General features: G+C 66.7%; 23 protein-coding genes. 14 read left to right on the top strand and 9 right to left on the bottom strand.

Features of this window, described 5'->3' with window-relative positions:
• Window position 1: 1 nt before the first annotated feature.
• The 4 genes from F464_RS0111560 to ppx are packed head-to-tail and all read right to left on the bottom strand — an operon-like array spanning window position 2 to window position 4,371.
• The gene (locus F464_RS0111560) at window positions 2-955 is read right to left on the bottom strand and encodes an MlaD family protein (protein WP_018989972.1); all 954 of its coding nucleotides are present in this window, start codon (window positions 953-955) and stop codon (window positions 2-4) included.
• Window positions 955-1,734 (bottom strand): ABC transporter ATP-binding protein, encoded by a 780-nt coding sequence (locus F464_RS0111555; RefSeq protein WP_018989971.1) that lies wholly within the window; start codon window positions 1,732-1,734, stop codon window positions 955-957. Before F464_RS0111555 ends, F464_RS0111560 begins: the two co-directional genes overlap by 1 nt.
• Window positions 1,731-2,855 carry an ABC transporter permease gene (locus F464_RS0111550; protein ID WP_018989970.1) on the bottom strand — a complete coding sequence of 375 codons (1,125 nt, stop codon included), beginning with the start codon at window positions 2,853-2,855 and terminating at the stop codon, window positions 1,731-1,733. The genes F464_RS0111555 and F464_RS0111550 overlap by 4 nt, the downstream gene beginning before the upstream one ends.
• Before the next feature lie 7 nt (window positions 2,856-2,862).
• Window positions 2,863-4,371 (bottom strand): exopolyphosphatase, encoded by a 1,509-nt coding sequence (gene ppx / locus F464_RS0111545; RefSeq protein ID WP_018989969.1) that lies wholly within the window; start codon window positions 4,369-4,371, stop codon window positions 2,863-2,865.
• A 389-nt stretch (window positions 4,372-4,760) separates the two neighbouring features.
• On the opposite strand from ppx, the gene ppk1 reads away from it, so the two are divergent.
• Window positions 4,761-6,842: a polyphosphate kinase 1 gene (gene ppk1 / locus F464_RS0111540; RefSeq protein ID WP_018989968.1), complete on the top strand. Its 2,082-nt coding sequence runs from the start codon at window positions 4,761-4,763 to the stop codon at window positions 6,840-6,842.
• Between the two features lie 104 nt (window positions 6,843-6,946).
• On the opposite strand, the gene F464_RS0111535 is transcribed toward ppk1, so the two are convergent.
• Entirely contained in the window at window positions 6,947-9,151 is a 2,205-nt protein-coding gene (locus tag F464_RS0111535; protein WP_018989967.1) for a RelA/SpoT family protein, read from the bottom strand.
• 130 nt (window positions 9,152-9,281) lie between these two features.
• On the opposite strand from F464_RS0111535, the gene F464_RS0111530 reads away from it, so the two are divergent.
• From F464_RS0111530 to F464_RS0111520, 3 genes are all read left to right on the top strand, one after another.
• Window positions 9,282-10,175, top strand: a complete 894-nt coding sequence (locus F464_RS0111530; RefSeq protein WP_018989966.1) for a DMT family transporter — start codon at window positions 9,282-9,284, stop codon at window positions 10,173-10,175.
• A 4-nt stretch (window positions 10,176-10,179) separates the two neighbouring features.
• Window positions 10,180-10,995: a M90 family metallopeptidase gene (locus tag F464_RS0111525; RefSeq protein WP_018989965.1), complete on the top strand. Its 816-nt coding sequence runs from the start codon at window positions 10,180-10,182 to the stop codon at window positions 10,993-10,995.
• Window positions 10,996-11,206: 211 nt separating this feature from the next.
• On the top strand, window positions 11,207-11,647 hold the full coding sequence (locus tag F464_RS0111520) for a host attachment protein (RefSeq protein WP_018989964.1): 441 nt from the start codon (window positions 11,207-11,209) through the stop codon (window positions 11,645-11,647).
• Between the two features lie 124 nt (window positions 11,648-11,771).
• Here F464_RS0111520 and F464_RS0111515 read toward each other — a convergent pair whose 3' ends face one another.
• The 4 genes from F464_RS0111515 to ispD all read right to left on the bottom strand — a co-directional run bounded on the left by F464_RS0111515 (window position 11,772) and on the right by ispD (window position 14,309).
• Window positions 11,772-12,257, bottom strand: a complete 486-nt coding sequence (locus F464_RS0111515; protein ID WP_018989963.1) for an aminoacyl-tRNA deacylase — start codon at window positions 12,255-12,257, stop codon at window positions 11,772-11,774.
• A 292-nt stretch (window positions 12,258-12,549) separates the two neighbouring features.
• Window positions 12,550-13,122, bottom strand: coding sequence for an RNA 2',3'-cyclic phosphodiesterase (gene thpR / locus F464_RS0111510; RefSeq protein WP_018989962.1), 573 nt, complete (start codon window positions 13,120-13,122; stop codon window positions 12,550-12,552).
• Window positions 13,106-13,603: a 2-C-methyl-D-erythritol 2,4-cyclodiphosphate synthase gene (gene ispF, locus F464_RS0111505; RefSeq protein WP_018989961.1), complete on the bottom strand. Its 498-nt coding sequence runs from the start codon at window positions 13,601-13,603 to the stop codon at window positions 13,106-13,108. Before ispF ends, thpR begins: the two co-directional genes overlap by 17 nt.
• 1 nt (window position 13,604) lies before the next feature.
• The gene (gene ispD / locus F464_RS0111500; RefSeq protein WP_018989960.1) at window positions 13,605-14,309 is read right to left on the bottom strand and encodes a 2-C-methyl-D-erythritol 4-phosphate cytidylyltransferase; all 705 of its coding nucleotides are present in this window, start codon (window positions 14,307-14,309) and stop codon (window positions 13,605-13,607) included.
• Window positions 14,310-14,460: 151 nt separating this feature from the next.
• Here ispD and F464_RS0111495 point away from each other — a divergent pair, with 151 nt between their 5' ends.
• From F464_RS0111495 to F464_RS0111450, 10 genes are all read left to right on the top strand, one after another.
• Complete coding sequence (locus F464_RS0111495) at window positions 14,461-15,732, top strand: MgtC/SapB family protein (RefSeq protein WP_018989959.1); 1,272 nt, start codon at window positions 14,461-14,463, stop codon at window positions 15,730-15,732.
• A gap of 59 nt (window positions 15,733-15,791) precedes the next feature.
• Window positions 15,792-16,619 (top strand): AmmeMemoRadiSam system protein B, encoded by an 828-nt coding sequence (amrB, locus tag F464_RS0111490; RefSeq protein WP_018989958.1) that lies wholly within the window; start codon window positions 15,792-15,794, stop codon window positions 16,617-16,619.
• Window positions 16,597-17,154: an AmmeMemoRadiSam system protein A gene (gene amrA, locus F464_RS0111485; protein WP_018989957.1), complete on the top strand. Its 558-nt coding sequence runs from the start codon at window positions 16,597-16,599 to the stop codon at window positions 17,152-17,154. The genes amrB and amrA overlap by 23 nt, the downstream gene beginning before the upstream one ends.
• A 1-nt stretch (window position 17,155) precedes the next feature.
• Window positions 17,156-18,247, top strand: a complete 1,092-nt coding sequence (gene amrS, locus F464_RS0111480; RefSeq protein ID WP_018989956.1) for an AmmeMemoRadiSam system radical SAM enzyme — start codon at window positions 17,156-17,158, stop codon at window positions 18,245-18,247.
• Window positions 18,248-18,264: 17 nt separating this feature from the next.
• Window positions 18,265-19,002, top strand: a complete 738-nt coding sequence (locus tag F464_RS28340) for a dienelactone hydrolase family protein (protein WP_157353717.1) — start codon at window positions 18,265-18,267, stop codon at window positions 19,000-19,002.
• Between the two features lie 49 nt (window positions 19,003-19,051).
• Entirely contained in the window at window positions 19,052-22,507 is a 3,456-nt protein-coding gene (gene mfd, locus F464_RS0111470; protein WP_018989954.1) for a transcription-repair coupling factor, read from the top strand.
• A gap of 307 nt (window positions 22,508-22,814) precedes the next feature.
• On the top strand, window positions 22,815-24,089 hold the full coding sequence (locus F464_RS0111465) for an NAD(P)/FAD-dependent oxidoreductase (RefSeq protein ID WP_018989953.1): 1,275 nt from the start codon (window positions 22,815-22,817) through the stop codon (window positions 24,087-24,089).
• Between the two features lie 316 nt (window positions 24,090-24,405).
• Entirely contained in the window at window positions 24,406-25,188 is a 783-nt protein-coding gene (locus F464_RS0111460) for an ankyrin repeat domain-containing protein (RefSeq protein WP_018989952.1), read from the top strand.
• A 33-nt stretch (window positions 25,189-25,221) separates the two neighbouring features.
• Window positions 25,222-25,644, top strand: coding sequence for a VOC family protein (locus F464_RS0111455; protein ID WP_018989951.1), 423 nt, complete (start codon window positions 25,222-25,224; stop codon window positions 25,642-25,644).
• A gap of 46 nt (window positions 25,645-25,690) precedes the next feature.
• Window positions 25,691-26,620, top strand: coding sequence for a calcium/sodium antiporter (locus tag F464_RS0111450; RefSeq protein ID WP_018989950.1), 930 nt, complete (start codon window positions 25,691-25,693; stop codon window positions 26,618-26,620).
• Window positions 26,621-26,631 lie beyond the last annotated feature (11 nt).

Below are 26,631 nucleotides of genomic sequence, written 5' to 3'. Positions count from 1 at the left end.
TTCATCGGGCCGGGAGCGCGACAGGCGCGAATCCGGCCTCGCCGGGGCCGGGCGGTGCAGGCTCCCGCCCGAGCAACAGTATTTGCGGAGAGGCATCGACCTCGTCAACGAGATGCCCGATACGCTGCGAGGCTCCTTTCAACTCCAGGAGCAGGGCATTGAGCTGCGGCAGGGTTTCGTCGGTCACACGCTCGCCCGTGGCAGCAGTCGCAGCATCCACACGTTCGGCGAGCCCTTGCAGCCTGGTCATCAGGACCTTCAGTTCGCCGATGGCCGGCCCGGCATCGGTACTCGCACGTTCGAGGTTCTGTAGCGTGTTCGAAAGCCGGGCGAGATTTTCCTGGTTCAGGACCGCGCGGATCGATGCCAGCGTCTTCGGCGCGTCCGCCAGGGTGCGGTCGGCGCCCGCCGCCGCGGACTCCAGCTTTTGGAGGGCATTTCCGACCCGGTGGATGTTCTCGTCCGTGGCGAGATCGCCAAGCTTGTCGGCGACGAGCTTGAGTCTGCGCGCGGCGTCGAGGGCGGTGTCGGCAAGCTGCTCCATCGTCCCCGGCTCAATCTTGAGCCGCGGGGGTTCGTCGCCCGCCCCGACCAGCGGTTCCGGATTCTCCCCGCGGTCATTGAGCTGGACATAGGCGAGCCCCGTGACCCCCTGGTATGCGAGACTGGCCCGCGTTCCCCTTGTCAGCGGGATGTCGCTGCGCAGGCGGATGTAGACAAGGATCTTGCGCGGATCCTCCGGGTCGATCGTGATGTCCGACACCTTGCCGGCGGCCATGCCGCGATAACGGACCCGCGCCTCGAGATTCAGGCCGGTGACGGTGCCGGCGGACTCGAGGATGTAGATGCGCTGCGAGTCGCTGTCGTCCGAAAACCACCACAGCGAAGCGAGTAGCGCAGCGCCGAGGACGATAGCGAAGAGTCCCGCCGCGAGGGCGTGGGCGCGATTTTCCATCAGCGCGCGCCTCCGCTCCGGACGCCGGCGCGAAGGCCGAAGGGCTTGCGGAAGAAACTCTCTACAAAGGGGTGGTCCAGTTCCATCGTTTCCTCGAGCGAGACGCAACTCACGATGCGTCGATCCGAGAGTATGGCGATTTTCGTCGCCAGCGCGGCGAGCGTGTCGACGTCGTGGGTGACGAGCACCACGGTCAGGCCAAGTTGACGTTGCAGGCTGAGGACGAGTTCGACGAAGGCCATGCTGCGGTCCGGGTCCAGGCCCGCAGTCGGTTCGTCGAGCAGCAGCAGTTCGGGCTCGAGCGCGAGAGCCCTCGCGAGGGCGACGCGCTTGACCATGCCCCCCGAAAGCTCCGCCGGCATCAACAACGCGGTCGAGGGCGCGAGTTCGACCATCGCGAGCTTGAGGGCGACGAGGTTGGCGATCTCGGCTTCGGTCGCGAGGCGCAGCTCCCGTAGCGGGAAGCCGATGTTTTCGGCGACATTCATCGCTGAAAACAGCGCGCCGTGCTGGAACAGGACGCCGAAGCGGCGCCGCCGCGTGCGCTGTTCGCGGACACTGCCGGAAAACAGGGGCGCGCCGAACACCGACACCTCGCCCGCGGCCGGCCGCGTGAGGCCGATGATGTGGCGCAGCAGGGTCGTCTTGCCGCTGCCTGAACCGCCGACCAGCGCGACGACCTCGCCGCGCTGCACGCTCAGGTCGAGGCCGTCATGCACGACGGAGGCGCCGAAGCGCGTGACGATGCCGCGCAGTTCGATCACCGGCCTGGCGTTCATCGCGGCACCCCGATCGAGCGCGTGGCGATCGCGAACACCGCGTCGATCAGGATCACGACGGTGATCGACGAAACGACCGACGCCGTCGTGTTGGCCGACAGGCTTTCGGTGTTGGGGCTGACACGCAGGCCGAAATGACAGGCGACCAGGGCAATCATCAGCCCGAACACCGCCCCCTTGGCAAAGCCGATGACGACGTTCGCCAGCGGCACGACCTGGGGCAGGCGTTCGATGAAGAAGGCCATGCCGAGATCGAGCTGGAGCCACGCCGACAGCATGCCGCCGAGCAGCGCGACCGATGAGGTCCACAGCACCAGCAAAGGCATCGCCAGCGTCAAAGCGATGACCTTGGGCAGGACGAGGCGGATGGTGCGCGAGATCCCCATCGCGGAGAGGGCGTCGATCTCCTCGGTCACGCGCATCACGCCGAGCTGGGCGGTCATCGCGGAACCGGAACGGCCGGCGACCAGCACCGACACCAGCACCGGCCCGAGTTCGCGGATGATGCCGAGACCAAGGATGTTGACGATGAAGATGTCCGCACCGAAGGCGCGCAGTTGCAGCGCCGAGAGATAGGACATCACGACGCCGATCAGGAAGCCGACGAGCGCGGCCACCGGCATCGCCTTGAACCCGGCCTTGTACACGTTGGCGGAGATCTCGCGCAGCGGCCACTCCGCGGGATGGCGCAGGAGGTAAGCGAGATCGAGGCACAACTGGCCGAGCAGGCGGGTGAAGTCGAGCGCATGGTCGCGGAACGAGAGCAGCATGCTGCCGAGCACGATGACGGCGTCTACGACGTTGAAGCGCGGCACGCCCGGCAGGGGCGACTCGGCACTGGCGGCCACGCGGCCGATGACCGCCCGCAGGTCGTCCGGGATTTCGATGGATTCCGGCCAGCGCTTGCCCCACGCGTGCCACATCAGCGCGGCACCGAAGCTGTCGAGACGCGAGATTCCATTCAAGGACCACGCCACATCGTCGCGCCTGCCCGCAAGCTGTTCGCGGAAGCTCCGCAGCCGGTTGGCCAGTGCACGCAGCGTCCAGTCGCCCTGCAGGCGCACTACGCTGCGTGCGCCGGGCGGCGTCGCCGGGTCGGTGGCGATCTCGGGGCTGCGCATTCCGTTCTCAGGCGGCGAGCGTACGGCCTGTATGCGTGTGCAGGACGAGACTGCGCCCGACGGAGAACCATTGCCGCTGCTCTTCGTCGATTGCCGCTGCCGTGAGCGGCAGCTGCTTGAGCCAGCCCTCCTTCGCCGTGACGATGAAGCCGCGGCCGTCGCGCCGAAGCTGGATCGGTGGGACGCCGCGCCCGTCGCGCGCGCGGTGGATGACGGCTGCCAGGCGCAGGCAGACGATCAGCAGCCAGTCGGAGCTGTCCGGATCGAGCGCGGCGACGCGTTCAAGCTTGCCACGATGCGCGAGCACGAGGCGCGCGATCCGCCCCTGGTCCATGCGCGAAAATCCTGGCATATCGGCGTTGGCGAGAATGTAGGCGCTGTGCTTGTGGTAGCTGGAGTGCGCGACCGAAATGCCGATCTCGTGCAGCAAGGCGGCCCAGCGGAGGAAGCGCAGATCGGGATGCGGGCCTTCCCCGTGCAGGCTCTCGGGAACCAGGCCCGCGAAAAGGTGTGCGGCGGTGTCCGCGACTTCGTCGGCCTGGCGGCGGTCCACCGCGTAGCGCGCGACGAACGCAGACACGGTGGCATCGCGCAGGTCGTGGTGATGGTAGCGCCCGAGAAGGTCGTAAAGCACGCCCAGGCGCAGCGCACCTTCGGAGAACACCATGCGTTCGACGCCGAACTCCTTGAACACTGCCGACATGATCGCAAATCCGCCGAGCAGGACCGGCAGGCGGTCCCCCCTGAGTCCGGCAAGTTGCAAGCGGTCGAGGCTGCCGGCGCGCAGCAGGATGGCCTTCAGGCGCTCCATGCCCTCGCGCGTGATGCCGCCGTCGGACAATCCGTTCTGCTCGAGGATCTCGGCGAGCGCCTTGGCCGAGCCGCTCGATCCGACGGCCACCTCCCAGCCCGTCGCCCGGTACGCGTGCGCGATCGCCTGCAACTCGCGGCTGGCGGCCATCTCGGCGTCCTTGAGTCCGCGCTTGTCGATCTTTCCGTCGGGAAAATACTGCAGGCTGTAGCTGACGCAGCCCATGTACAGCGATTCGAGCAGGATGGGCTCGAAGCTCTTGCCGATGATGAATTCGGTGGAACCGCCGCCGATATCGACGACCAGCTGCTGCCTGTGCGGATCGGGCAGCGTGTGCGCAACGCCGACGTAGATGAGCCGCGCTTCCTCGCGGCCGGCGATGACTTCGATCGGCACGCCCAGCGCGGCCTCCGCCTGCACGAGGAACTCGGGCGCGTTCTTCGCGACGCGCAGGGTGTTCGTCGCCACTGCGCGCACCGAGCCGCCGTCGAAGCCGCGCAGACGTTCGTTGAAGCGCCGCAGCGCCGCGAGTCCGCGCTGCCGCGAAGCCGCATCCAGGATCTTGTTGGGAGACAGCCCGGCCGCAAGACGCACCGCTTCCTTGAGCCCGTCCAGCGGATAGATCTGGTCGTTGACGATCCTTCCGACCTGCAGCCGGAAACTGTTGGATCCGAGATCGATCGCGGCGATCAGCTCTTGCATCATGGCTAGGTGGCTGGGGGATAGCTTCAGGGCAATGGCTGGCATTCTATCACCGCACCGCGGAGCGACCCGGCACAAGCGCTGGGGCCCAAGCAATCGCACGAACCTTCGCAGGGCGGGAGGAGCGCAGCGTATTCCGCCAATCCACCGGACGAAGGTATTCCAGCGCCGCACGGCGGGATACGCCTTCGGCTCCTCCCGCCCTACGAATCCGTGCCTCCACGGACGATTCCGGGACGAATCCGGCGGCAAGCGCTTTCATGCGATTGCCCTGGGCCGGCGGCGATCTCCTCACCGTGCGCGGCCGTTCATGCCGATTGCACCGCGTCATGATTCCGCAACACAAATGTCACATAATTGTGCAATCCATTCCGCGCACAAGAAACGCACCGATGCACAGACCAGCCCGTCCGCAGAGTTTCCCCACCGACCACTTCATCAATCGCGAATTGTCGCTTCTGCAATTCCAGCGCCGGGTGCTGGCGCAGGCGGCGGACAAGGCGGTGCCGCTGCTCGAACGGTTGCGCTTCCTGTGCATCGTGTCGAGCAACCTCGATGAGTTCTTCGAGATTCGCGTGTCGGGGATCAAGGAGCAGATCCGGCTGGGCAGCCACACTGCGGGCACCGACGGTCTGATGCCGAACGAGCTGCTGGATCGCGTGAGCCAGGAAGTCCATGCGCTGATTGCCGAGCAGTACGCCCTGCTGAACGACGACATCCTGCCGGCCCTGGAAGCCCAGGGCATCGTGTTCCTGCGCCGCAGCCTGTGGAGCGACGCGCAGGGGGCGTGGGTGCGCGACTACTTCATGCGCGAAGTGATGCCGGTGCTCACCCCTATCGGGCTGGACCAGGCGCATCCGTTCCCGCGCGTATTGAACAAGAGCCTGAATTTCGCCGTCGAGCTCGAAGGCCTCGACGCCTTCGGGCGCGACTCGGGCGCGGCGATCGTGCAGGCGCCGCGCGCCCTGCCCCGCGTGATCCGCCTGCCCGCCGAGATCTGCGAGCACGAATACAGCTTCGTATTCCTGTCTTCCGTCCTGCATCGCCACGTCGGGGAGCTGTTCTCGGGCATGCATGTGCACGGCTGCTATCAGTTCCGCGTCACGCGCAACTCGGACCTCTTCGTGGACGAGGAAGAAGTGAAGGATCTGCGCGCCTCGCTGAAGGGCGAACTGCAACAGCGCCATTTCGGCGACGCGGTGCGCCTGGAAGTGGCCGACAACTGTTCGGAGGAAATGGCGGCCTTCCTGCTGCAGCATTTCCGCCTGACCCCGAAGGAGCTGTACCGCACGCCGGGCATCGTCAACTTGGTGCGGCTGATGCAGGTGCCGGACTGGGTGAACCGTCCGGACCTGAACTACTCGCCCTTCCTGCCGAGCCTGCCGAAGGCGCTGGAGCAGCGCGTCGAGATCTTCGAGGCGATCCGGCGGCAGGACATCCTGCTGCACCACCCGTTCCAGAGCTTCAGCCCGGTGATCGAGCTGCTGCGGGCGGCGGCCGACGATCCGCAGGTGCTCGCGATCAAGATGACGGTGTACCGTACGGGCACCGACTCGGTGCTGATGGACCACCTCGTGCGCGCGGCACAGAAGGGCAAGGAAGTGACGGTGGTGCTGGAACTGCGCGCCCGCTTCGACGAGGAAGCCAACATCACCTGGGCGAACAAGCTCGAGGAGGTGGGCGCCCACGTGGTGTACGGCGTGTTCGGCTACAAGACCCACGCGAAACTGCTGATGCTGGTGCGGCGCGAGGATGGCGGGCTGCGCCGTTACGTGCATCTGGGCACGGGCAACTACCACCCGCGCACGACGCGTTTCTATACCGATTTCGGCCTTCTCACCTGCAACGAGGAAATCGGCCGCGACGTTGCCGAAGTGTTCAAGCAGCTCACCGGCCTGGGCCAGGCATCCACCCTCAGGCATCTCTGGCAGGCGCCGTTTGCACTGCAACACAACGTGGTCGAGGCGATCGAGGCCGAAGCGGAGATTGCACGCCAGGGCGGGCGCGCGCAGATCATGGCGAAGATGAACGCGCTGCTCGAACCGGAAACGATCGAGGCGCTGTACGCGGCGTCGCAGGCCGGCGTCGAGATCGACCTCATCGTGCGCGGCCCGTGCGCGCTGCGCCCGGGCGTTCCCGGACTATCGGACAACATCCGCGTGCGCTCCATCGTCGGACGTTTCCTCGAGCACCATCGCATCTTCTACTTCCGCTCGGGCGGCGACGAGCGCGTCTACCTGTCGAGCGCGGACTGGATGGACCGCAACTTCTTCGGCCGCATCGAGATCGCCTTCCCCGTGCTCGACCAGCGCCTCAAGCGCCGCGTGATCAAGGAAGGACTGCGCGCTTACCTCGGCGACAACTGCCAGGCTTGGGAGATGCAGGAAGATGGCCGCTACCGGCGCAAGACGCCGCGCGGCGTGCATCGCGCCGCACAGATGATCCTGCTGGCGGAGCTCGCGAAGGGCCACTAAAGGGCCACGTGACCCGCCGGATCTGCTCAACCCCGGCAAGGTCGTGCTCAGGCGCCCGGCTTCAAGATCCTGCCACGCGCCCGACATCTCCCCGGGACCGCGCCTTACTTGCGCTGCACATCGATCACATCGCGCACTTCGCGGATGAGCGCGATCGCGCGCTGCACCTGCGCCACGCTGTTGACCTCCATCGTGAAGCGCATGAACGCCATACCCTTCTTCGTGATGGTATTGACGGCGATGACGTTGAGTTTCTCGCGCGACAGGACTTCGGAAATATCGCGCAGCAGCCCCTGCCTGTCGGCGGCCTGAACGGCGACGTCGACCGGAAAGACCGATTCGCGATTGTTGAAGGCCTGTTCGCCCCAATTCGCCTCGATGACCCGTTCCGGGTGATCGCGCACCAGGCGCTGGAAGTCGGGGCAGTCGATGCGGTGGATGGACACCCCGCGGCCGCGGGTGACGAAGCCTTCGATGGCATCCGGGGGTGCCGGCTTGCAGCAGCGGCCGAGCGAGGTCATGAGCTTGCCGACGCCGACGACGAGCACCTTGTCGTTGGACTCGTCCTTGTGGCGCCGGCCGATGACGATCTCGGGTTCGGGAACCGACGCTTCGGGCGCCTCGCCCTCGCGCAGCGCCATCTGCACCGCGCGGACCCCGACTTCACCGCGGCCGGCGGCGAGATACATCGATTCCGCATTCTTGAAGCCCAGCCGGCCGGCAAGCTCGTCGATGTTCGCACGCGACTGGCGTTCGCGCTGCAGTTCGCGCGTGACGAAGCTGCGCCCCCGGGCCAGCAGTTCTTCCTCTTCCTGCTGGCTGAAAAACTGCCGGATCTTGTTGCGCGCACGGCTGGTCGCGACGTAGTGCTGCGTGGGGTTCAACCAGTCGCGCGAGGGGCCACCCTCCTTGGCGACGTTGATCTCGACGGTCTGCCCGTTTTCGAGCTGCGTGCTGAGGGGTACGAGGTGGCCGTCAACCTTGGCGCCGCGGCAACGGTGACCGAGGTCGGTATGCAGGCGGTAAGCGAAATCGATCGGCGTGGCGCCGCGCGGCAGGTCCACGACCTTGCCCTGCGGCGTGAGCACGTAGATCGCGTCGTCGAGCGAGGCGCGCTTGAATTTCTCGACCCAGTCGGCCGAGTCGGTCACTTCGTCGCGCCACGACAGCAGGCTGCGCAGCAGCGCGATCTTTTCGTCGTACTCGTGGCCGTGGCTCTTGTTGCCTTCCTTGTAGCGCCAGTGCGCGGCGACGCCGAGTTCCGCGTGGCGGTGCATCTCGTGCGTGCGGATCTGGACCTCCAGCGCACGGCCGTCGCCGGCCAGCACCGCGGTGTGCAGGGACTGGTAGTTGTTGCCCTTGGGGTTCGTGATGTAGTCGTCGAATTCCTGGCCGATCGGCTGCCACAACTGGTTCACGATGCCGAGCACCGTGTAGCAGTCGCGCACGTTGTCGACGAGCACCCGCAGGGCGCGGATGTCGTACACCTGCGAGAAGTCGAGCCGCTTGGCGCGCATCTTGTTGTAGATGCTGTAGATATGCTTCGGCCGCCCGTAGACCTCGGCCTCGATGCCGACCGCGGCGATTTCCTTCTGCAGCCGCTCGATCGACGACTGGATGAATTCCTCGCGCTCGACCCGGCGCTCGTCGAGCATCTTGGCGATGCGCTTGTAGGTTTCCGGCTCGAGGAAGCGGAAGGACAGGTCTTCCAGTTCCCACTTGAGCTGCCACACGCCGAGGCGGTTCGCGAGCGGCGCGTAGATGTCGAGGCTTTCGCGCGCGACGTCGGCGCGGACGTCGACCTTGTGCTCCGTGAAGTAGCGCAGCGTCTGCGTGCGCGACGCGAGCCGCAGCAGCACGACGCGGATGTCCTCGACCATCGCGAGCAGCATCTTGCGCAGGACCTCGGTCTGGGCGCGGATCTCGGGCGCCGTCGCGGTCGCGGTCATGCGCGTGAGCAGGCGCAGGCCATTCAGGCGGCGCAGCCCATCGACGAGCAGGGCGGCGGGCTGACCGAACTTTTCCCCGATCTTGTCGGTGGCGTCTTCGATGTAATCACCGACGGCAAACAGGATCGCCGCGATCCGCGTCTCGACGTCGAGGCGCAACGAGGCCACGATCAGCGCCATACCGATCGCGTGTGTCCAGACGGATTCCCCGGTGCCGAGGAAATGTCCTTCATAGACGCCCTCGGCAAGGGCGACGGCATCGACGATGGCCGCGCGCTCCTCCGTGCTCAGCCCTTCGGCGAGCAGGTCGATGGGAGCCGCGGACTCGGACTGGGAAATTGCATGCGTGACGGAAACCATGTGCGGATTATCCCATATGGTGCGTCAATCACGCCGCGGAGCACGCCACATCCGCTCGTTGTGAGATCATCTTCGGCCCGAACGATGCGCCACGCGGATGCGCCGCCACGCAACCGGGCTCGCACCCATAATGAAAAAAACATTCGCCAACCCCTACCTCCTGCTCACCCTCACCGTGCTGTTCTGGTCCGGCAACATGATCGTCGGCCGTGGCCTGCACGGGGCGGTCCCGCCGCTGGCGCTGGCTTTCTGGCGCTGGACGATCGCGCTGACGCTGATGCTGCCGTTCGCGCTGCCGCACCTGCGTAGCCAGTGGCCGCAACTGCGGGCGCGCTGGCCGACGGTGGTGTTCCTCGGCCTTGTCGGCGTCGGGGGCTACAACACCTTCGCCTACATCGCCCTCCAGTACACGACCGCGACGAGCGCGACGCTGCTCAACTCCTTCACCCCCATCGCGACGATCGTGCTGGCCTTCCTGTTCCTCGGCAAGCGCCTCGGGCGGCTGGAGGCGCTGGCGATCGTGCTGTCCTTCGCCGGCGTGATGACGATCGTGAGCCGCGGCAGCATCGCGACCCTGCTCGGGCTGAGCCTCAACCTCGGCGACCTGTGGATGCTGCTCGCGGTGCTGACCTGGGGCATCTACACCGTCGGGCTGCAGCGACGCCCCGCCGGAGTGGATCCGATGCTGCTGCTCGCCGCCTTCACGCTGGTCGGGCTGCTGCCGCTGATCCCCGCCTATCTTTGGGAAATCGCCTCCGGGCGGACGATCGCAGTCAGCGCCGCGTCGATCACGGGCATCCTCTACACGGGAATATTCCCGGGCTTTCTCGGCTATGTGTTCTACAACGCCGCCGTGGCAGCCGTCGGCCCGAGCCGCGGTGCGCAGTTCATCCATCTGATGCCCGTGTTCACGACCGTACTGGCGGCGATCTTCCTCGGCGAACGGCCGCTGTGGTACCACTTCGCGGGAATCGCGCTGGTGTTTGCGGGCATCGTGCTGGCAACCCGCGGCCCGGCGCGCTGACGCGATGATCAGCATCCTGGAACGCTTCCGCCGCTGGCGCAGGGCGCGCCGCGTCGATGCGGTGTCGGTTTCCGACGCGATGTGGATACGTGCGGAAGCGCGTCTGCCCTTCCTCGACTACCTCGAACCGGAGCACCGCCTGCGGCTGCGCGAACTGGCTCGTACCTTCATCGCCGAGAAGCAGTTTTACGGCGCCCACGGCTTCGCACTCACCGACGAGGTCATCGTCACGATCGCCCTGCAGGCCTGCCTGCCCGTGCTGCGCATCGGCTTGCGCGCCTACCGCGGCTGGGTCGGCGTCATCGTCTACCCGGGCGATTTCGTCATTCCGCGCAAGGTCATGGACGAGGCCGGCGTCGTGCATGAATACGACGACGAGGTGCTCGGCGAAGCGTGGGAAGGCGGGCCGGTGCTGGTGTCGTGGCACGACGGGGAGGATGCGCCGGAAGGCGTGAACGTCGTCATCCACGAGTTCGCCCACAAGCTGGACATGGAAAACGGTGAGGTCGACGGACTGCCCCTGCTGCCCTCGGGGATGTCGCGCAAGGGCTGGGCGGAGGCCTTCTCGGAAGGCTACGAGCGCTTCTGCCGACAGGTCGATGCCCATGCGGAGACGGTGCTGGACCCCTACGGGTCCGAGAGCCCGGGGGAGTTCTTCGCCGTCGCGTCGGAAGCCTTCTTCGAAGCCCCCTGCCTGTTGCAGGAGGACTTCCCGGCCATCTACGGGCAGCTCCGGCAGTTCTACGGCGCCGACCCCGCAGCCGGCGAACGGCGCGTGTATGGCGAACCGCCACGCGACGCGGGCGTCGATTCGCCATGAGCGACCCCCGCATATTCCATCGACGTTTTCCGGCGTATGCGCGGCGCCAGAAAAATCCTTTGAATTAGCACCCTGCGTGCCTCCTGCAAATCGCCGCAAACTCTGCAGACGAAATTCGATTGCGATCCCGTGACAGCCGGTCTAAGCTGGAATCGCTGCTTTCGCAGGCGCAGCGTGCTGTCCGTTCGACTCAAATCCCGGAGGACGATTCATGGCGATTACCTGGATTCTGGTTGCCAATGCCAGCCTGGCCAAACTGTATGCGAACCTTGGTCCCAACAAGGGGCTGACGCTGGTTAAGGAGCTGATCCACCCCGAAAGTCGACAGAAAAATTCCGAACTCGTTACCGATCGCGCCGGCTCGTCACCGTCGGCAGGCAACGCATCGGGTTCGAAGCAGGCCCAGACCGAGCCCAAGACGCACGAAGCCAAGGTCTTTGCCCAGGAGATTGCACAGGAACTATACAAAGGACGAGCCACGAACGCCTTCGGCCGGGCCATCGTCTTTGCGCCGCCGGCATTCATGGGAATGCTCAATTCGGTGCTCGACAACCCGACCGCACAGCTGATCACGGACCGATTCGAAAAGGACTACACCAAGGAACCCGAACCGGTGCTGCGCGAACGCCTCGCGTCCTGCCTGTTCGTCTGATTCCGGCCGATTCTTCGAGCGTCTCTCTTCAGGAGACGATGGGACCGTGAAGAGCGGTCCCGAAGAGCAGCGGGGCGCTTGGCGCCCCGCTTTTTTTCACCTGCGCTCCGCCCCCGACACGATTTCAGTGCCGCCACTGGCGTCCGCTGAAGTGCATCCGCTGGGCATTCTCCATGTCCATCATGGTCATGAAGTCGCCGCGGCTCATCTGGATGATCTGCTCGTGGTCGCCGGCCTCGAAGTAGATCTCGGCCTCGTCGCCCAGGCTTTCATCGACGATCATGCGCATGCCATAGGCCGCACCGAGCGGCGGCACCGCGCCGGCTTCGCAGTCGCCGAACAGCGTCGACAGTTCGGACTCGCTCGCCAGCCGCAGCTCGCGCTGCATCGCGCGGCTCAGGATGCCCAGCTGCACGTGCTGCGTCGACGGCAGCACGGCCATCAGGTAGCCGTGGTCGTCTTCGAGCACGACCGACTTCGCGAGGCTGCTCGCCGGAATGCGCGCAAGGTGCGCGGTATCCATGCTGCTGTGTGAATGGGGATGGCTCAGCACGTCGTAGCGCAGACCGTGCTCCATCATGAATTCGTGGACTCTCGACGGGATTGCCATGGCAGTTCTCCTGGTCTTCAGGTGCGGGCAATTCTTGTGCGTCGCCCTTGGCAATAATGGGATCCGGACACCCTCCCTGCGGCGCCCCTGCGCGTTCGCCGACGATACATTCTAGGACGCCGGCAGCGGGCTTGCTGGCCGGCAGCCCAAGGCAATCGCACGCACCCACGTAAGGCGGGAGGAGCGTGACGTATCCCGCCAATCCAGGCGCAGGAACGCGGCCGGCCGCCGCATGGCGGGATCCGCCTTCGGCTCCTCGCGCCCTACGAATCCGTGCTTCCACGCACGATATTCAACTCTGCGAGCCAAAGACCCCGGGCCAGCTTTGGAGCACCCTGTATTGCGCCCCTTCGGGCCGAGGATCGGACTCGACCAGCACGAATTCGCCCACCGGCCACTCGATCGGGGGGGCGAGTTCGGCCGCGGGGAGCTCGCCACGAGCGTTGCGCAGCAGCGTGACGTGCGCAGCGAAATTGCGGCGTTCGACGGGGAAGCCCCCTTCGGCGAGCGCGGCGTTGAGCTTTGTCACGAGCGACTCGAGCTCCCCCGGCAATCCGCTCGCCCCCGCCCATACGATGTGGTTGTGGCGCCAGCGGGCGATGCGGTCGACCCGGAACGTGAACGGCGCGAACGCGACCGTGTCCGCCGCCGCGCGCAGCGCGTCGAGGCGTTCGCGCGGAATGTCGCCGATGAAGGCGAGCGTCAGGTGCAGGGTGTCGCGGCGCATGCGGCGGCCCCCGGTGAGGCCGTGGGCTCGCTCGCCCTCCTTGTGCAGCCTGCGCGCAATCGCCGCTGCGGGCCAGATGGCGAAGAATACCCGCGCGCGCTGCCTTGCAGCGGGAGCGGGTTCAGGCGGCCGCGTCATCCCGCACAAGCAGCGCCACGACCTGGGCGGCGATGCCTTCGCCGCGCCCCGTGAAGCCGAGCTTCTCGGTGGTCTTGCCCTTGATGTTCACCATCGCTTCCTCGATCCCCAGATCGGCCGCGATATTGGCGACCATCGCCGGGGCATGCGGCAGGATGCGCGGGGCACGGCAGATCACGGTGGCATCGACGTTGACGACCGCAAAACCTGCGGCGCGCACGGCGGCGAAGGCCTCGCGCAGCAGCACGCGGCTGTCTGCGCCGGCGTGCTGCGGGTCGGTATCGGGGAAGAGGCGCCCGATGTCGCCCAGCCCCGCCGCGCCGAGCAGCGCGTCGGTCAGCGCGTGCAGCAGCACGTCGGCGTCGGAATGGCCGAGGAGCCCGCGCTCGTGTGGGATCGTGACGCCGCCGAGGATCAGCGGGCGCCCCGGCACCAGGGCATGCACGTCGAAGCCCTGGCCGATGCGGAAGGGTACTTTCATGTCAGCGGGAATCCCTGTTCGTGAGGATCCACTCGGCCAGGTGGAGGTCGAGCGGATAGGTGACTTTCAGGTTGGTGGCGTCGCCCTCGATCAGCCGCGGACGCAGGCCGGCGGCCTCGATTGCGCTGGCCTCGTCGGTGACATTGCTCGCGGCCTCCAGCGCGCGGCGCAGCATCACGTAGCGGAACATCTGCGGCGTCTGCGCCTGCCACAGGCTGTCGCGCGGCACGGTCTCGAGCACATGGCGGTGCGCGTCGGCACGCTTGAGCGTATCGGCGACGGGCACCGCCAGGATGCCGCCGACCTCGTCGTGGGCGAGATCGCGGATCAACTTCTCGATGTGCCAGCGGGCGAGACAGGGGCGCGCCGCGTCATGCACGAGCACCCAGTCCGACTGCTCCGCCTCGCGCACGATCGCGCGCAAGCCGCCCAGCACGCTGTCGGCGCGCGTGGCGCCTCCGCAGAACAGCGGCACGAGCTTGGGGCCGAGGCCGGACCAGTCGTGGCGCTTCCACTCCGCATCGCCGACCGACAGCACGACGAAGACCTTGTCGATCTCCGGCGTCGCGCACAACACTTCGAGCGAATGGCGGATGAGCGGCTTGCCGAGGAGCTCCAGATACTGCTTCGGCTGCGATGCGCCCATGCGGCTGCCGCTGCCGGCGGCCGGGACGATCGCGAAATGGCGGGGATGAAATTTCTGCATGGCGCGGATTCTAACCGTGCCGTGCCAGACCTGGCGAAACGCCGCACGCGGCGTGCGTGCCGACGGCGATTGGAATAGAGTTGCACACAGGAATGAAGGAACGAGGCCGCCCGCCGAAACCCGCACGGAATGTGCGAAAGGAGAGCCCGAAGTGCCTTTTGCAAAACCGGTCGATTTCTCCCAGATCGAGGCTTTCCTGATCGCGATCGGCATCGGCCTGCTCATCGGCTTCGAGCGCGAGCGGGTCGCCTCGGCGCGTGCCGGCGTGCGTACCTTCGGCCTCGTGGGGCTGTTCGGCGCACTGGCCGGCATGCTCGGCGAGCACCTCGCCTCCATCGCCCCGGTAGTCGTCGGCATGGCGATCATGGGGGCGATGATCATCGCAGCCTACCTGCGCCACCCCGACCCGGTCGATCCGGGGACGACCTCCGTCGCCGCACTGCTGGTGTGCTACTGCCTGGGGGTCGCCGTGTGGCTCGGCCATGCGATGATCGCGGTGATCCTGTCGGTTGCGACGACGATCCTGCTTTACTTCAAGACCGAATTGCGCGGCGTCGCGACCCGGCTGGAGGCGAAGGAATGGATCTCGATCTTCCAGTTCGCCGTTCTGTCGCTGGTCGTCCTGCCCTTCCTGCCGAACGAGACCTTCGACCCGTACCACGCGATCAATCCGCGCCAGGTGTGGTGGATGGTGGTGCTGATCTCGGGCCTGAGCCTGGCGGGCTATGCGACGCTGCGCCTGGTGGGGGCGCGCTACGGCGCGGCATTCGTCGGCATTGCCGGGGGGCTCGCCTCGAGCACGGCGACCACACTGGTGTATGCGCGCAACGCGCGCGAGACGCCGCCCTCCGCACCGATGGCCGCGCTCGTGATCGTGCTCGCGAATCTGGTGATGATGATCCGCGTCGCGGTAATCGCCGCCGTGGTGGCGCCGGGCATCGTGAAGTCGCTGGCGCTGGCGATTGCCCCCGCCCTGCTCCTCGGTTCGATCAGCCTGTTCTGGTACTGGCGCGAGCAGTCGAACGGCCAGGCCTTCATGCCGGAGACACGCAACCCCACCGAACTGCGCACGGCACTCGGTTTCGGCGCGGTGTATGCCGTAGTGCTCTTCATTTCGGCCTGGCTCTCGGACATCGCCGGCAGGCAGGGGATGTACGTCCTCGCGCTGGTATCCGGGCTCACCGACATGGATGCCATCGCGCTGTCGAGCATGCGCCTGTTCAACCTCGGAAAGCTCGCGCTCGACGTCGCGGTGATCGCCATCGGCCTGGCGATGATCGCGAACCTCGTGTTCAAGACCGGCATTGCCGTCGTCGTGGGCGGACGGCCGCTGGGCATGAAGATTCTCGGCGGCATGGGCGCGGTCGCGGCCGGCCTGGGCGGTGGCATCGCCTGGCTCGCAATGTTTCCGGGAAGCCTATAATCCATCAGCGAAGACTGAATCACGAATTCGGCCCCGCCCCTTTACCCAAAAGGAATTCCATGGCCACTGCCTCCATTCGCCCCGCTGCGGTCGCCGGCTACTTTTATCCTGACGATCCGCAGGTGTTGCAGGCCCAGATCGGTGAAATGCTCTCGACCGCCGTGCCGCTGGAGACGGTGTCCGCGCCGAAGGCGCTCATCGTGCCTCATGCAGGCTACGTCTACTCCGGTCCGGTCGCGGCCAGCGCCTATGCCGCCGCCGCGGGGCTGCGCGACGTGGTGCGGCGCGTGGTGCTGCTGGGGCCCGCCCACCGCGTGCCGGTAGCATCGTTCGCCCTCCCCGCGGCCCAGGTGTTTACCACGCCGCTCGGGCCCGTACCGGTCAGCCGCACGGACTGGCTCGCGCTGCAGGAACGCGCCGATGTCGTCGTCGACGACCGCCCGCATGCGCTCGAGCATTGCCTGGAGGTCCAGCTTCCCTTCCTGCAGACCATCCTCGACGCCTTCGAGCTCGTCCCGCTGCTGGTGGGCGGCGCGAGCGGCGAACAGGTGGCACAGATCCTCGACGCACTGTGGGGCGGACCGGAAACACTGATCGTCATCAGTTCCGACCTCTCGCACTATCAGCCCTATGCGCAGGCCTGCTGCACCGACCGCAGCTCGGTCGACCAGATCCTCAAGCTGCGCACCGGCCTCGACCACGACCAGGCCTGCGGCGCGACGCCGATCAACGGACTGCTGCGCGTCGCGGCACGTCACGGCATCGAGCCCCACCTCCTCGACCTGCGCAATTCCGGCGACACGGCGGGTGACCGCTCGCGCGTCGTCGGCTACACCAGCATCGCCTTCTGCGAATCGACCAGCCATGCCGCTTCCGCCCGACACTGAACTCGGCCAGATCCTGCTTGCCCGCGCACGCCACGCGATCGCGCATGAACTCGGCGCCGAAAGGAATCCGCCCAACGGCGATCCGCGGCTCGAGGAGCGCGGCGCGACCTTCGTGACGATCAAGCGCAAGGGAGAGCTGCGCGGCTGCATCGGCAGCGTGCGCCCGCAACGATCGCTCGGCGAAGATGTCGTAATCAATGCGGTAGGCGCCGCAACCAGGGATCCGCGATTTCCGCCGATGTCGCGCGAGGAACTCGACAAGGTCGATATCGAAGTGTCGTTGCTCTCGTCGGCCGAGTTCGTCGAGTTCTCCGGGGAGGACGAGTTGATCGACAAGCTGCGTCCCGGCGTCGATGGGTTGCTGCTGTTCTCCGGCTGTCACAGCGCGACCTTCCTGCCGCAGGTATGGGAGCAGCTCCAGGAACCGCGGATGTTCCTCGCCGCACTCAAGCAGAAGGCCGGCCTCGCACCCGACCGCCCCGCTCCGAACCTGATGGCGGCGACCTACACGGTGCGAAAGTGGAAGGAGCCGTGAGATGAACTACCCCGCGCGCTACTGGCATCATCTTGACGACGGTCGCATCCAGTGCGATCTGTGTCCGCGATACTGCCGACTGCACGCGGACCAGCGCGGGGCCTGCTTCGTGCGCATGCGTGAAGGCGATGCGATCGTGCTCACCACCTATGGGCGGAGCTCGGGTTTCTGCATCGATCCGATCGAGAAGAAGCCGCTCAACCACTTCTACCCCGGCACCAGCGTGTTCTCGTTCGGCACCGCGGGCTGCAACCTCGCGTGCAAGTTCTGCCAGAACTGGGATATCTCCAAGTCCCGCGACATGGATCGCCTGATGGACGCCGCCTCCCCCGGGGAGATCGCGCGGACCGCAGCTGAATGGGGCTGCAGCAGCGTCGCCTTCACCTACAACGACCCGGTGATCTTTGCCGAGTACGCGATCGACACGGCCAAGGCGTGCCATGCGCTGGGACTGAAGACCGTCGCGGTGACGGCCGGCTACATCACCGAGATCGCGCGCCCCGACTTCTACGCCCACATGGACGCCGCCAACGTCGACCTCAAGGCCTTCACGGACGAGTTCTACGTCAAGGAATGCGGCGCGCACCTGCAGCCGGTGCTCGATACGTTGAAGTGGCTCGTGCACGAGAGCGACGTGTGGGTCGAGATCACGACGCTGCTGATCCCCGGCCTCAACGACTCGGAGGACGAGGTCCGCGCGCTGTCGCAATGGATCGCGAAGGAACTCGGCCCCGAGGTGCCCCTGCATTTCAGCGCCTTCCATCCCGACTACAAGCTCACGGACACGCCGCCTACGCCGCCGACGACCCTGGCGCGCTCGCGCCGCATCGCGCTCGCGGAAGGGCTGAAGCATGTGTACACGGGCAACGTGCATGACCGCGAAGGCGGCATCACGCGCTGCACGCACTGCGGCGCTGCGGTCATCGAACGCGACTGGTACGAAATCCTGAATTACGCCCTCGACGACAAGGGGGCTTGCCGCAACTGCGGTACGGCGCTCGCCGGCCGCTTCGGCCCCTTCTCGTCACCCTTCGGTTCGCGCCGCATCCCGGTCGCCATCCATCGGCAGCCCGCCGTGCGCGCCAAACCCTGATCCGGACCCGCCCAATCGTGAAACTGCGAACGACAGACATCAGCATGCCCTTCGAGCACGTCTGGCTCAGCGGCGAGCTCGTCCATGCACCCGACGTCGAGGGCCTTGCCGTGGTGTTGCGTCCGGCCGGCAGCCCGTTCGCACAGTCGCGCGACCTGCGCGTTGCGCGCGAACTGCAGCAGGCCGGATTTGCGACGCTGCTGCTCAACCTGCTCACCGCCTACGAGGAAGCGCGCGACCCGGACGCCCGCTTCAACGTGCCGCAGATGGCCAACCGGGTGGTGGCCGCGCTCGACTGGATCGGTCACCAGCCACCGCTGGCCGGGCTCGGAGTGGGTCTGGTCGCCTCCGACACCGCGAGCGGCGCCGCGATCCGCGCCGGATGGAAAGCCGGCGACCGACTCTCCGCGATCGTCTGCCGCGCCGGCCGGCCCGATCTCGCCGGCCTGACGCCGCTCAACACGCTTGCCGTCCCGCTGCGCATGGTGGTCGGCAGCGACGACCCGCACGCGGGAACGATCCGTCAGGCCTGCGAACACCTGCGCTGCCCGCACGACTGGCACGTGCTCCCGGGGGCGTCGGACGAATTCCGGGAACCCGGAGCGATAGAACACTTCGGCCAACTCGCCGCGGCCTGGTTGCGCGACAAGCTGCCCGCACCCGGCCCCGTCGAGCAACGCATCCACGACGGTACCGCGGCTGCGCCGACGTCCGGAGGATCTGCGGAGCAATCGCCGCCGCCGCATCCCCTATAATTCCCCCCCCTACCTCCCCGTCCGTTAGCGGCCCGACCGCAACAGCCAGATGTCCCGACCGCTCGACGCCCTGATTCCGCAACTCGCCTCCCTCGCCTTTCCAAAACCCGGCGCACGCCTCGACCTCCCCCCCCTCGCCGGCTCTGCCGACGCGGTCGCGGTCGCCCAGCTCGCGTCGCGCGGCCGCTGCCTCCTGCTGGTGACGGCCAACCCGCTCGACGCCCAGCGGCTGCAGGACGAAATCGCATGGATCGCGCCGGGCTTGCGCACCCACCTGCTGCCCGACTGGGAAACCCTCCCGTACGAGAGCTTCTCGCCCCACCAGGACCTGATCTCAGAGCGGCTGTCGACGCTCTACGCGGTGGGCCGCGGCGAGGCCGACATCGTCCTCGTGCCGGCCTCGACGGCGCTGTACCGCATGGCGCCGCCCGCCTTCCTCGCGGCCTACACCTTCTTCCTGAAGCAGGGTGCGAAGCTCGACGTCGACCAGCTGCGCAACCAGATGGCGGTCGCCGGCTACACCCACGTCACGCAGGTCGTCAGCCCCGGCGAGTTCTCCGTGCGCGGCGGTCTCGTCGACCTCTATCCGATGGGCGCGGCCCTGCCCTTCCGCATCGACCTCTTCGACGACGAAGTCGAAAACATCAAGACCTTCGATCCGGACACGCAGCGCACCGTCTATCCCGTGCCTGAAATCCGCCTGCTGCCGGCGCGCGAGTTCCCCATGGACGAGAAGGGGCGCACGCACTTCCGCAGCCGCTTCCGCGAGACTTTCGAAGGCGATCCTTCGCGCGTGTCGCTGTATAAGGACGTGTCGAACGGCATCGCCCCGGCGGGCATCGAGTACTTCCTGCCGCTGTTCTTCGACGACACGGCGACCCTCTTCGACTACCTGCCGGCCGAGGCCGCGGTGGTCCTGCACCGCGACGTTCCCACCGCGATCGACGAGTTCTGGCGCGACACGCGCTCGCGCTACGACTTCCTCAAGGGCGACCGCACGCGTCCGGTGCTACCGCCGGAAGCGCTGTTCCTCGGGCAGGAATCCTTCTACGCCGCGCTCAAGGATCGCCCGCGCGTCCACATCGCCGCGCCGGATGCCGGCGCCGAAGCCGCCGCGGCGACGCTTCCCGACTTGTCCGTCGAGCGCAAGGCGACCGATCCGCTGCACCGCCTCAAGGCTTTCCTCGAAGGCGACTGGGCCGGAAGCGGCGGTCGGGTGCTGGTGCTGGCCGACGCGCCGGGCCGGCGCGAGACGATCTCGGAGTTCTTCGGCGAGTATGGCCTGAAGCCCGCCGCGAGCGCGGACTTCACGGGTTTTGTCGAATCCGCCGAGCCGCTCGCGCTGGGCGTCGGCCCGCTCGCGACCGGCTTCCTGCTGCCCGACGCGAAGATCGCGATCGTCACCGAGTCCGAGCTGTACGCCGCGACCACGCGCACGCGCGTCCGCCGCGACGCACGCAAGGCGGCGACGATGGAAGGCTGGCTGCGCGACCTCTCCGAGCTGAGGCCGGGCGACCCCGTCGTGCATGAATCGCACGGCATCGGCCGCTACCTCGGCCTGATCCACATGGACCTCGGCGAGGGGCAGACCGAGTTCCTCGACCTGGAGTACGCCAACGGCGACAAGCTCTACGTCCCGGTCGCGCAGCTGCACGTGATCTCGCGCTACGCCGGCGCCGACCCGGAAGCGGTCGAACTGCACCGCCTCGGCTCCGGCCAGTGGGAGAAAGCGAAGAAGAAGGCCGCGATGCAGGTGCGCGACACGGCGGCCGAACTGCTGGCCCTGTACGCACAGCGCGCGGCCCGGGCCGGCCATCGCTTCGACTTCAAGCAGCACGACCTCGACGCCTTCGCCGAAGGCTTCGGCTTCGAGACCACGCCCGACCAGCAGGGCGCGATCGACGCCGTCATCGCCGACATGAAGTCCGGCCGGCCGATGGACCGCCTCGTGTGCGGCGACGTCGGCTTCGGCAAGACCGAAGTCGCCCTGCGCGCGGCCTTCATTGCGGTTGCGGACGGCAAGCAGGTCGTCGTGCTGACGCCGACCACGCTGCTGGCCGAACAGCACTACCAGACCTTCTCCGACCGCTTCGCCGACTTCCCGATCCGCATCGCCGAACTGTCGCGCTTCAAGAGCGCCAAGGAACAGACCGAAGCCCTGAAGCAGCTCGGCGAAGGCAAGGTCGACATCATCATCGGCACGCACCGCCTGCTGCAGAAGGACGTCCAGTTCAAGCGCCTGGGACTCGTCATCATCGACGAGGAACACCGCTTCGGCGTGCGCCAGAAGGAGTCGTTGAAGGCGCTGCGCAGCGAAATCGACATCCTGACCCTCACCGCGACGCCGATCCCGCGCACGCTGGGCCTCGCGCTCGAAGGCCTGCGCGAGTTCTCTGTGATCGCCACGGCACCGCAGAAGCGCCTCGCGATCAAGACCTTCGTGCAGCGCCACAGCAAGGGCATCGTGCGCGAAGCGGTGCTGCGCGAGTTCAAGCGCGGCGGCCAGGTGTATTTCCTGCACAACGAGGTCGAGACGATCGAGAACGTGCGCGACGACCTCGCGGAGCTGCTGCCCGAGGCGCGCATCGTCGTCGGCCACGGCCAGCTGCCCGAACGCGAGCTCGAACGGGTCATGCGCGACTTCACCGCGCAGCGCGCCAACCTGCTGCTGTGCACGACCATCATCGAGACCGGCATCAACATCCCGACTGCCAACACCATCATCATCAACCGCGCCGACCGCTTCGGCCTCGCCCAGCTGCACCAGCTGCGCGGTCGCGTCGGCCGCAGCCATCACCAGGCCTACGCCTACCTGCTGACGGACGCCCACGCGAAGCCGACGGCACTGGCGCAAAAGCGCCTCGAGGCGATCACGATGATGGAGGAGCTCGGTTCCGGCTTCTACCTCGCGATGCACGATCTGGAGATCCGCGGCGCGGGCGAGGTGCTCGGCGAAAACCAGTCCGGCGAGATCCAGCAGGTCGGCTTCAGCCTGTACACCGAGATGCTCAAGCGCGCCGTGCGCGACCTGCAGGCCGGCAAGGAACCCGACCTCAGCCAGCCGCTGGAAGTCGTGTCGGAAATCAACCTCCACACGCCCGCGCTGCTGCCCAACAATTACTGCCCCGACGTGCAGGAGCGCCTGACGCTCTACAAGCGCCTCGCCAACTGCGAGGCCGACGACGAGCTGCGCAGCTTGCAGGAAGAGCTGATCGACCGCTTCGGCGAACTGCCGCCGCAGACCCAGGCCCTGATCGAATCGCACCGCCTGCGCCTGCTCGTGAAACCCTTCGGCGTCGCCAAGCTCGACGCCAGCGACGCGCAGATCAGCGTGCAGTTCGGCCCCAACCCGCCGATCGACCCGGTCAAGGTCATCATGCTGATCCAGAAGGACCGCAGCACGAAGATGTCCGGCCCCGATCGCCTGATCCGCAAGGCGAGCCTGCCGAACCTGAAGCAACGCGTGCAGGGCGTCAGGGAGCTGCTGGAAGCCGTGAAAGCCTGATCCCACACGGATTCGCGTCCGGGCCTTGCATTCGCGAGGCCGGACTGCGGGCGCGAGGCGACGACTTCGACGCTGGCGCCCCTGGTTGTGCCAGGCCCCGTATTTCCGCTTGCCTGCCCCATCCCTCCTCCATGTAACCCGCGTCACAGATCAAAACATTAGACTATTCTAATGTTACTATCGGTCGTGCACGTTGACAGCCTTCAGGCGCAGCGATGCAGTCGGAGCGAGGCCGTCCTCTCGGTCTCCCTCCACCGCCGACAGACCCGGTAAGCGGGCGCACGCAATCGACAAACGGAGGAGACACATGGCTCACATCGTAATCATCGGAGCCGGCATCGGCGGCATGCCGATGGCCTATGAGATGAAACAGCACGCGCGCCCCGGGGACGAGGTGACGGTAATCGCAAATACCGCGACCTTCCACTTCGTGCCGTCCAACCCGTGGGTGGCCGTCAACTGGCGCAAGCGTGACGAAATCGAACTCGAGATAGCCCCGCTGCTTGCCGCGCGCAAGGTCCGCTTCATCCAGCAGGCCGCGGCGCGCGTGCATCCCGGTCGCAACCAGGTCGAGCTCGCCGACGGCAGCTTCGTCGACTACGACTACCTCGTGATCGCAACCGGACCACGGCTCGCCTTCGAGGAGATCCCGGGTCTCGGTCCGGCGGGGCATACGCAGTCGATCTGCCACGTCGACCACGCCACGGCAGCCGCGGACGTGTGGTCGGACTTCATCGCCGATCCCGGCCCCATCGTCGTCGGGGCGGTCCAGGGTGCCTCCTGCTTCGGACCGGCCTACGAGTTCGCATTCATCATGGAAACCGACCTGCGCAAGCGCAAGCTGCGCGACCGCGTCCCGATGACTTTCGTGACCTCGGAACCCTACATCGGGCATCTGGGGTTGGGTGGCGTCGGCGACTCCAGGGGCATGCTCGAGTCGATGTTCCGCGACCGGCACATCAAATGGATCTGCAACGCCAAGGTGACACGGGTCGAGGACGGCAGGATGTTCGTGACCGAGCACGACGAGGACGGCAAACCGAAGAAGGAGCACGAGTTGCCGTTCCGTTACTCGATGATGCTGCCGGCCTTCAAGGGCGTCGATGCCGTCCTGGGTGTCGAAGGCCTGAGCAACCCGCGCGGTTTCGTCCCCATCGACGCCTACCAGCGCAATCCGGCCTATCCGAACGTCTTCGCCGTCGGCGTGTGCGTCGCGATCCCGCCCGTCGAGGCGACCCCGGTGCCGATCGGCACCCCCAAGACCGGCTTCATGATCGAATCCATGGTCACCGCCACCGCGAAGAACATCCGCGCCGCGCTCGACGGGCGCGAACCGACCGAAAAGGCGACCTGGAATGCCGTGTGCCTCGCGGACTTCGGCAGTTCCGGTGCCGCATTCATCGCCCTGCCGCAGATTCCGCCACGCAACGTCAACTGGTTCTCCGAAGGCAAGTGGGTGCACCTCGCCAAGGTCGCCTTCGAGAAATACTTCATGTACAAGCTGCGCAAGGGCAAATCCGAACCGATCTACGAGAAGATCGTCATGGATGCGCTTGGCGTGATGAAGCTCAAGGGGCACTGAACGCACGGACGGCGGCACTACGCCAGAGGCACGGATCCGTAGGGCGGGAGGAGCCGAAGGCGGATCCCGCCATGGCGCTTGGAAATGCCTTCGACGCGGCTGGATTGGCGGGATGCGCTGCGCTCCTCCCGCCCTACGAAAGTTCGTGCTACGAAGGTTCGTGCGCTTCCCATCGTCCGGGTGCCGCTTCATCGCAGGTATGCGAGAATGCAAACGATTCTCGCAACCTTGTAGCACGACCTCAGCGATGCACAGCCCGCCCCGCGTTCGCACGTCGGCCGCAAATCGCGAACAACCGGCAACGGGACGCTCACCCATGAAACATCCCCTCTTCGAGTGCCTTGGCGACAAGTACCCGATCCATCTCGAAGAGAAATTCGACCGCATCCTCACGCGCATCGAGTTCCTGTGGGACACGCCCGAAATCCACGACTACTTCAGCGATCTGCTGATCGACAAGCGCGGCGGCCGACAGGGCTTCCCGCCCCTGGTGCTCGCAGACATCATCACGTTGCGCGAATTCCGCGAACTGGAGACCTTCCGCCAAGCAGAGCGCCGCGAACATGCGGTGCAGGAACTCGCCGAGCGCGGCATCACGGTCGACCGGGAGGCCTTCCTTGCCGCCTTGCGCACCGGCGATCGCGAGCTCGTCGACCTCTTCGTGCGGGCCAGATTCTGCATCCACGGTATCGACGTGGACGGCACGCCCCCCCTTCTCTTCGCACTGAAGCGCGGCTTCACCGTGATCGCAAGCATCCTCGTGAACGCCGGCGCGGACGTGAACGCGCGCGACGGGCTGGGCCTCACTCCACTCCTCGTCGCCTGCGGCAAGCCGACCGAGGGCTACCGCAGCATTGCCGAAGCGCTCATCCTCCGCGGCGCACAGGTGAACGTACGCGACCCGCTGGGCAACACGCCCTTCCTCCTGTCCCTGTCGGGCGGGGTCGTCGACATCGCCGAGCTGCTGGCCGAACGCGGAGCGAACATCTTCGCGAGCACGCGCAAGGGCGAAACCGCACTCACACTGGCAACCCGGCTCGACACCCGGGAGGGCGCACGCGTTGCCGAACTGATCCGCGACAAGAGCGCCGCGCGCTGAGCCACATAGACCGCGAAGTCACAGGTGGGAAACATGAAACCCCGACTGACAGTCCTGACCCTCGCAGTCGACGATCTCGAACGCGCGCTACGCTTTTACCGCGACGGGCTCGGCCTGCCGACGGAAGGCATCATCGGTACCGAGTTCGAACATGGCGCCGTCGCGTTCTTCGACCTTCAGCACGGCGTCAAGCTGGCGCTCTGGCCGCGGACCAGCCTCGTGCACGATACGGGGCTGCCCGCCGGCGCCCCTTCTTCCACCGAGTGCTCACTGGGGCACAACGTTGCCTCGAGACAGGACGTCGATGCGGTCATGTCCCAGGCCCGGCAGGCCGGCGCGCGCATCGTCAAGCAGGCCGGCGACACGTTCTGGGGCGGTTACGCGGGCTATTTTGCCGATCCGGACGGCCACCTGTGGGAAGTGGTGTGGAACCCACAGCTCGATCTCGCCGATTAGCAGCCGATTCCGGTATCTTGGTGCCCATGACGCGGGCACCAATTCGATGAACGACTACGTGGGCCTGCTCGCGGGCGTAGCTGCCGCGGGCATCGGCGGAGAACTGTTCGTGCGCGGCGCCGTCGGCCTCGCACACTGGGCGCGCATCTCTCCCGGCATCATCGGCGCCACCGTCGCCGCCTTTGCCACATCCAGTCCGGAACTGTCGGTGTCGGTGAATTCCGCGCTCGCCGGAACCCCCGAGATCGCGCTCGGCGACGCGCTGGGCAGCAACGTCGTGAACATCGCGCTGGTCCTTGCGCTGGCGTTGGTGATCGCCGGCATTCAGAGTCCCCGCGACAGTGTCAGGCGCGACTTTCCAGTCGCGCTGCTGGTGCCCGTGGTTACCGGGGTGCTGTTCCTGGACGGCGTGCTGTCACGCGTCGACGGGCTCCTGATGCTGGCCCTCTTCGCCGCATGGCTCAGTGCTGCGGTGATGGAGGCGCGGCGCCAGCGCAGCGCGGCTGAGTCCGTGATGGGCGCCCCGCGTGTCGGTAAGGCGCTTGCATCCGGCGTAGTCGGACTGGGATTTCTCGTGCTGGCCGGCAACATCATCGTTGTCGCCGCCAAGGGCATCGCAGCCAGCTACGGCATCGACGAATTCATCATCGGCGCGACACTCGTAGCCATCGGCACCTCCACCCCGGAACTGGCGACCACCGTCATCGCCAAACTGCGCGGCCACGACGAGGTGAGCCTGGGCACGATCCTCGGCAGCAACATCTTCAACGGCCTGCTCATCGTCCCGATCGCCGCGGTGATCCACCCGATCGCCATCGGCTGGCGCGAGGTGATGGTCGCGCTCGTCTGCGGCCTGGTCGCCGTCGCCGTGACCTGGCCGCCCCGCAGCGGCTTCATCAGCCGACGCAGGGGCGTCGTGCTGCTCGCACTGTACGCGGTCTACATCGTTGCCATCGCGCAGGGGCTGACGAGTTAGCAGACCCCGGC

Source organism: Aromatoleum toluclasticum ATCC 700605, assembly GCF_000378245.1.
Lineage (GTDB): Bacteria > Pseudomonadota > Gammaproteobacteria > Burkholderiales > Rhodocyclaceae > Aromatoleum > Aromatoleum toluclasticum.
The sequence above is the reverse complement of the archived record's forward strand: the minus strand, read 5'-3'. Positions and strand labels throughout refer to the sequence as shown.

Excerpts from the sequence above, each read along its gene's own strand:
- F464_RS0111550 (WP_018989970.1), bottom strand. The coding sequence starts at position 2,855 with ATGCGCAGCCCCGAGATCGCCACCGACCCGGCGACGCCGCCCGGCGCA.
- F464_RS0111455 (WP_018989951.1), top strand. The coding sequence starts at position 25,222 with ATGAAACCCCGACTGACAGTCCTGACCCTCGCAGTCGACGATCTCGAA.
- F464_RS0111465 (WP_018989953.1), top strand. The coding sequence starts at position 22,815 with ATGGCTCACATCGTAATCATCGGAGCCGGCATCGGCGGCATGCCGATG.
- amrB (WP_018989958.1), top strand. The coding sequence starts at position 15,792 with ATGGCCACTGCCTCCATTCGCCCCGCTGCGGTCGCCGGCTACTTTTAT.
- ppk1 (WP_018989968.1), top strand. The coding sequence starts at position 4,761 with ATGCACAGACCAGCCCGTCCGCAGAGTTTCCCCACCGACCACTTCATC.
- amrS (WP_018989956.1), top strand. The coding sequence starts at position 17,156 with ATGAACTACCCCGCGCGCTACTGGCATCATCTTGACGACGGTCGCATC.
- F464_RS0111530 (WP_018989966.1), top strand. The coding sequence starts at position 9,282 with ATGAAAAAAACATTCGCCAACCCCTACCTCCTGCTCACCCTCACCGTG.
- F464_RS0111450 (WP_018989950.1), top strand. The coding sequence starts at position 25,691 with ATGAACGACTACGTGGGCCTGCTCGCGGGCGTAGCTGCCGCGGGCATC.
- F464_RS0111520 (WP_018989964.1), top strand. The coding sequence starts at position 11,207 with ATGGCGATTACCTGGATTCTGGTTGCCAATGCCAGCCTGGCCAAACTG.
- F464_RS0111515 (WP_018989963.1), bottom strand. The coding sequence starts at position 12,257 with ATGGCAATCCCGTCGAGAGTCCACGAATTCATGATGGAGCACGGTCTG.
- ispD (WP_018989960.1), bottom strand. The coding sequence starts at position 14,309 with ATGCAGAAATTTCATCCCCGCCATTTCGCGATCGTCCCGGCCGCCGGC.
- F464_RS0111525 (WP_018989965.1), top strand. The coding sequence starts at position 10,180 with ATGATCAGCATCCTGGAACGCTTCCGCCGCTGGCGCAGGGCGCGCCGC.
- ppx (WP_018989969.1), bottom strand. The coding sequence starts at position 4,371 with ATGATGCAAGAGCTGATCGCCGCGATCGATCTCGGATCCAACAGTTTC.
- F464_RS0111460 (WP_018989952.1), top strand. The coding sequence starts at position 24,406 with ATGAAACATCCCCTCTTCGAGTGCCTTGGCGACAAGTACCCGATCCAT.
- F464_RS0111560 (WP_018989972.1), bottom strand. The coding sequence starts at position 955 with ATGGAAAATCGCGCCCACGCCCTCGCGGCGGGACTCTTCGCTATCGTC.
- mfd (WP_018989954.1), top strand. The coding sequence starts at position 19,052 with ATGTCCCGACCGCTCGACGCCCTGATTCCGCAACTCGCCTCCCTCGCC.
- thpR (WP_018989962.1), bottom strand. The coding sequence starts at position 13,122 with ATGACGCGGCCGCCTGAACCCGCTCCCGCTGCAAGGCAGCGCGCGCGG.
- F464_RS0111555 (WP_018989971.1), bottom strand. The coding sequence starts at position 1,734 with ATGAACGCCAGGCCGGTGATCGAACTGCGCGGCATCGTCACGCGCTTC.
- F464_RS0111535 (WP_018989967.1), bottom strand. The coding sequence starts at position 9,151 with ATGGTTTCCGTCACGCATGCAATTTCCCAGTCCGAGTCCGCGGCTCCC.
- amrA (WP_018989957.1), top strand. The coding sequence starts at position 16,597 with ATGCCGCTTCCGCCCGACACTGAACTCGGCCAGATCCTGCTTGCCCGC.
- ispF (WP_018989961.1), bottom strand. The coding sequence starts at position 13,603 with ATGAAAGTACCCTTCCGCATCGGCCAGGGCTTCGACGTGCATGCCCTG.